Here is a 5140-nt window from a genome sequence, read left to right as displayed (position 1 = left end):
CGTCCTGCCGGTCGAGGAAGTGCGTCTCGACCCGAACGGTGCCGAGCCGGTCGAACAGCTGCTCGCGGCCGGCGGCCTGTCCATGGACCTGGGCCAGGCACCCCTGATCGGGCTGCACGTGGCGGCGGAACCGGGCAGCGACAGGTGGTTGGTGCTGTTCCGGGCGCACCACATGGTGCAGGATCACACCGCTGTGGAGGTGCTGCTGGAGGAGGTGCAGGCGTTCCTCGCCGGGCGCGGCGCGGAACTGTCCGAACCCCTGCCCTTCCGTAACTTCGTGGCCCAGGCCCGTGCCGGGCTGGGCCGCGGGGAGCACGAGTCGTTCTTCGCCGAGCTGCTGGGCGATGTGACGGAGCCGACCGCGCCGTACGGGCTCGTGGACGCGCGGGGCGACGGCGCCGGTGTGGTGCGGGCCGGGATGGCCTTCCCGGAGGAGCTGAACGACCGGCTGCGCGAGGTCGCTCGCCGACTGGGCTCCAGCCCCGCCACGGTGATGCACGTGGCGTGGGCGAGGGTGCTCGCCGCGGTCAGCGGCCGCGACGACGTGGTCTTCGGCACCGTCCTCTTCGGGCGCATGAACGCGGGCGCCGGATCCGACCGGGTGGCGGGCCCGTTCATGAACATGCTTCCGGTACGGACCCGGCTGGACTCGACAGGTGCGCTGGCGGCGGTGACCGCGATGCGCGGCCAGCTCGCGGCCCTGCTCGAGCACGAGCACGCGCCCCTCGCGGTGGCCCAGCGGGCCAGCGGCGTACAGGGCGACACCCCGCTGTTCACGTCGATGTTCAACTACCGGCACAACGGCGGCCAGGCCCCGGGCAAGGCGTCCGGCGGGGCCGCGGAAGAGGTCGCCGAGCGGGGTCTGGAGGGGATCAGGACGGTGAAGGTCATCGACCGCACCAACTACCCCCTCTCCGTCGCCATCGACGACGACGGCAACCGGCTGGGACTGGCTGTCGACGCGGTCGCCCCGATCGACCCGCGGATGGTGGCCGGGCTCGTGCGCACGGTCGCGGAGAACCTGGTGGACGCCCTGGAGCGGGCCCTCGACGGCGGCCCGGACCTCCCGCTGAGCGGGCTGCGGGTGCTCGGCGAGGCCGAGCGGCACCGGGTGCTCACCGAATGGAACCACACCGGCACCGAGATGCCCGAAGCTTCGGTTCCGGAACTGTTCGAGGCACAGGTGGCCCGTACCCCGGACGCGGTGGCGGTGGTGTGCGACGGCGCCGAGGTGACGTACGCGGAACTGGACGCGCGGGCCAACCGGCTGGCCCACCACCTCGTCGGCCAGGGAGTCGGCCCGGAGTCGCTCGTGGCCCTGTGCCTGCGCCGGGGCGTCGAGATGACCGTCGCGATCCTGGCCGCCTGGAAGGCGGGGGCCGGGTACCTGCCGATCGACCCGGAGTACCCGGCGGAGCGCATCGCGTTCATGCTGTCGGACGGCGGCGTCGCGCTGCTGCTGAGCGAGGAGGAGGTGCTCGACGAACTGCCCGTAGGCCGCGTCCGCTCCATGGCGCTGGACGACCCGATGGTCGTCGCGATGGTCGGCGGCTGCCCGGACACCGCCCCCGGGGTCGGCGTACCGCCGGAAGGCCTCGCCTACGTGATCTACACCTCGGGATCCACCGGTCGACCGAAGGGCGTCGCGGTCACCCACGGCGGCCTGACGAACTACATCGTCTGGGCGAGCAGGGCCTACGGCATGCAGGACGGGGGAGGGGCGCCCCTGCACTCGTCCCTGGCGTTCGACCTGACGGTGACCAGTGTGCTGGTGCCGCTGGTGTCCGGTTCTGCGGTCGTCGTGAGCCCGGTGGGAGGCGCCGAAGGGCTGGCGGCGCTGGCCGCCGCGGGCGCCGGGTTCGGGCTCGCCAAGGTGGTTCCCGCCCACCTCCCGCTGCTCGGTGAACTCTTGACCGAGGAGCAGGCGTCCACCATGGCCAGGAAGGTGATCGTCGGTGGTGAGGCGCTGACCGGCGCGGCCGTCCGCTCGTGGCTGGAGCGGGCACCGCGCTCGGTGGTGGTCAACGAGTACGGGCCGACGGAGACGGTGGTCGGATGCACCGTGTTCGAGGTAGCGGCGGGCCAGGAGGTCGGCGACTCGGTGCCGATCGGGAAACCGAACGCCAACACCCGGGTGTACGTCCTGGACGGGACGATGCGGCCGGTGGTGCCCGGAGTGATCGGCGAGCTGTACATCGCCGGTGCCCAGCTCGCGCGGGGTTACGTCCGACGGCCGGGACTGACGGGTGAGCGCTTCGTCGCCTGCCCGTTCGAGCAGGGCGGCCGGATGTACCGGACCGGGGACCAGGTGCGGTGGACCGTTGACGGACAGCTGGAGTACCTGGGAAGGTCCGACGAGCAGGTCAAGGTCCGGGGCTTCCGGATCGAGCCGGGCGAGGTCCAGGCGGCTTTCCTGGTGCACCCGTCGGTGGGTCAGGCCGCGGTCGTGGCCCGTGAGGACACGCCCGGTGACAATCGGCTCGTGGCCTACGTCGTACCCGCCGAGGGCGACAGCCCGTTCGATATCGAACTGCTCACCACTCTGCGGAAGTTTGTCGGTCAGCGGCTGCCCGAGCACATGGTGCCCGCAGCGGTCGTGCCGCTGGAACGGCTGCCGCTGACGCAGAACGGCAAACTGGACCGCAAGTCGCTGCCTGCCCCGGAGTACGCCGGGGCTTCGGGTGCGGGGCGGGCTCCGTCCACCCCGCAGGAGGAGACCCTGTGCGAGCTGTTCGCGCAGGTGCTGGGACTTGACGGCGTGGGCATGGACGACGACTTCTTCGAGCTCGGCGGCCACTCGCTGCTCGCGGTCCGGCTGGTCGGCCTGATCCGCGCGCGGTTGGGCGTGGAGGTCCCGCTGAAGGTCCTGCTGAACGCGCCGACGGTCGCGGGCCTCGCGGCGGAGCTCGGAAAACAGCAGTCGGCCCGGCCCGCGCTGAGGCCGATGCGTGTCCGGGAGGATTCCTGACGATGGAGTGAGGCTTGACCGTTGACTGACGTCCGAAGCCTCGGCCGGTTCCCTCGGCCGCGGCTTCCGGCGTTCAACTGGCGCGATGCCTCAGTTGAACGGACCTTTGATCACCAACCGGCCCCTGCGCCATAGTGACCTCCGAGAAGCGGCGTTTTCCTGAAATATCGGTTGAACGGAGTGCGGCCGCGCCGGCATTCGGGTCGGAGAATCCGGTGAGTAGACCTCCTCATTGGCCAGGATCAGGTAATTAGCATTCGACTTTCGAACGGATTCACCATTGCGCGGCCCTCTTTGTGCGTCACGGCATGAGTCGCATCATTCGCCGGATGGAATCATTGGCCTGGCGTCGATGTCTGTGAGGCCGCCCGTCAGAGATGCCTGTGCAGCTCTGAGTAACTCCTGGACTGTAGGGGACCCGCGAGCCCGATCGACACCATTCCCAACTGAGCTGCCCGGCGCGTAGCTTCTCTCGGGCGTACTCGAATACCCGGTCCATGGGGTCGGCCAGAGATCCACGATGCTCCGACCGTGGATCTCTTCGTGTTGGCTGAGAATCGCTTCTCCGTGCTTGCACAACAGCTTGGAAGTCAAAAGTCAGCTAGGCCGGTGTTGCGGCCGATGCGTAACCATTGAGGACTCCTGATGATTCCGTTGTCATTCGCGCAGCGCCGGTTGTGGTTTATCGACCAGTTGGAGGGGCCGAGTGCCACCTACAACATTCCGATGGTGCTGCGGCTGTCCGGCGAGGTGGACAAGAAGGCGCTGGGGGCGGCTCTGCGTGACGTGATCGGGCGCCACGAAGTGTTGCGCACGGTCTTCGCGGTCGCTGACGGTGAGCCGTACCAGCGCATCTTGAAGCTCGAGGAGCTGGTCTGGGAACTGTCCGTGGTCGAGTTGGCCTCGGCGGAGCTGGATGGCGCGGTGGCCGCAGCCGCGGCGTACGCCTTCGACCTATCATCCGAGGTGCCGATCAGGGCATGGCTGTTCTCGGCCGGCCCGGACGGGCACGTACTCGTGGTGACAGCGCACCACATCGTCACCGACGGCTGGTCTACCAAGCCGCTGGCACGGGATATTTCGATGGCCTACGCGGCGCGCTGCGAGGGACAGGCGCCCGAATGGGAGCCGCTGCCGGTGCAGTACGCCGACTACGCGCTCTGGCAACGCGAGCTGCTCGGCGAGGTGGAGACCCCCGGCAGCCTGATGTCCCGTCAGATCAGTTATTGGCGCGAGGCGCTGACCGGCCTGCCGGAGGAGCTGGGGCTGCCGTTCGACCGCCCACGTCCGGCGGTGGCCGACTATCGCGGCCATACGGTACCGCTGGAGATCCCCGCCGAGGTGCACACACGGCTGGCGGAGCTGGCGCGGGCATCGGACGTCACCATGTTCATGGTGGTGCAAGCCGCGCTGGCCGTGCTGCTGTCCAAGGTGGGCGGCGGGGCCGACATCCCGATCGGCACGGCGGTGGCCGGACGCACCGACGTGGCGCTGGAGGACCTCGTCGGGTTCTTCGTCAACACCCTGGTGCTTCGCACCGACCTGTCGGGGGACCCGACCTTCACCGAGCTGCTCGCCCGGGTGCGGGAGGCCGACTGGGATGCCTTCGCGCACCAGGACGTCCCGTTTGACAGGCTGGTCGAGGAACTGGCCCCGACCCGTTCGCTGGCGCGGCATCCGCTGTTCCAGGTGATGATGACGATGCAGAACACGGCAGGGGCCGAGCTCGACCTGCGGGGAGTGCTGACCGGAGCGGCGCCGACGGGGGAGCGGACGGAGTCGCCGGCGCCGGGACGGGCGGCCAAGTTCGACATGGAGCTCAGCATCGAAGAGGCTTTCGACGCAGAGGGTCGTCCGATGGGCCTGCACGGTGCGGTGATCGCGGCGGCCGACCTGTTCGACCCGGAGTCGGTTGAGCGACTGGTGGAGCGCTGGACTCGTCTTCTCGGGATGCTGGCGACCGGTCCGGAGCTTCCGCTGAGCATGGTGGACGTGCTGGACGAGGCCGAGCGCCGTCGGGTCCTCACCGAGTGGAACGACACCGCCGTCGAGGTTCCGGCCACCACGGTCCCGCAGCTGTTTGAGGCGCAGGTGGTGCGGACTCCGGATGCGGTTGCGGTGGTGTGTGAGGAGGGTGAGCTGTCGTATGCGGAGTTGGATGCCCGAGCGAAC

General features: G+C 69.5%; 2 protein-coding genes. Both read left to right on the top strand.

From position 1 onward, the window contains the following. Positions 1-2968: amino acid adenylation domain-containing protein (locus tag ABZS71_RS35235; protein ID WP_356216838.1), on the top strand; the 2968-nt coding region annotated here is incomplete at its 5' end. A 645-nt stretch (positions 2969-3613) separates the two neighbouring features. Further along, on the top strand, positions 3614-5140 hold a 1527-nt coding region (locus ABZS71_RS35230; RefSeq protein WP_356216835.1), incomplete at its 3' end, for a condensation domain-containing protein.

It is taken from the genome of Streptomyces sp. NPDC005393, from assembly GCF_040606675.1.
In the GTDB taxonomy this organism is placed as follows: Bacteria; Actinomycetota; Actinomycetes; order Streptomycetales; family Streptomycetaceae; genus Streptomyces.
The sequence above is the reverse complement of the archived record's forward strand: the minus strand, read 5'-3'. Positions and strand labels throughout refer to the sequence as shown.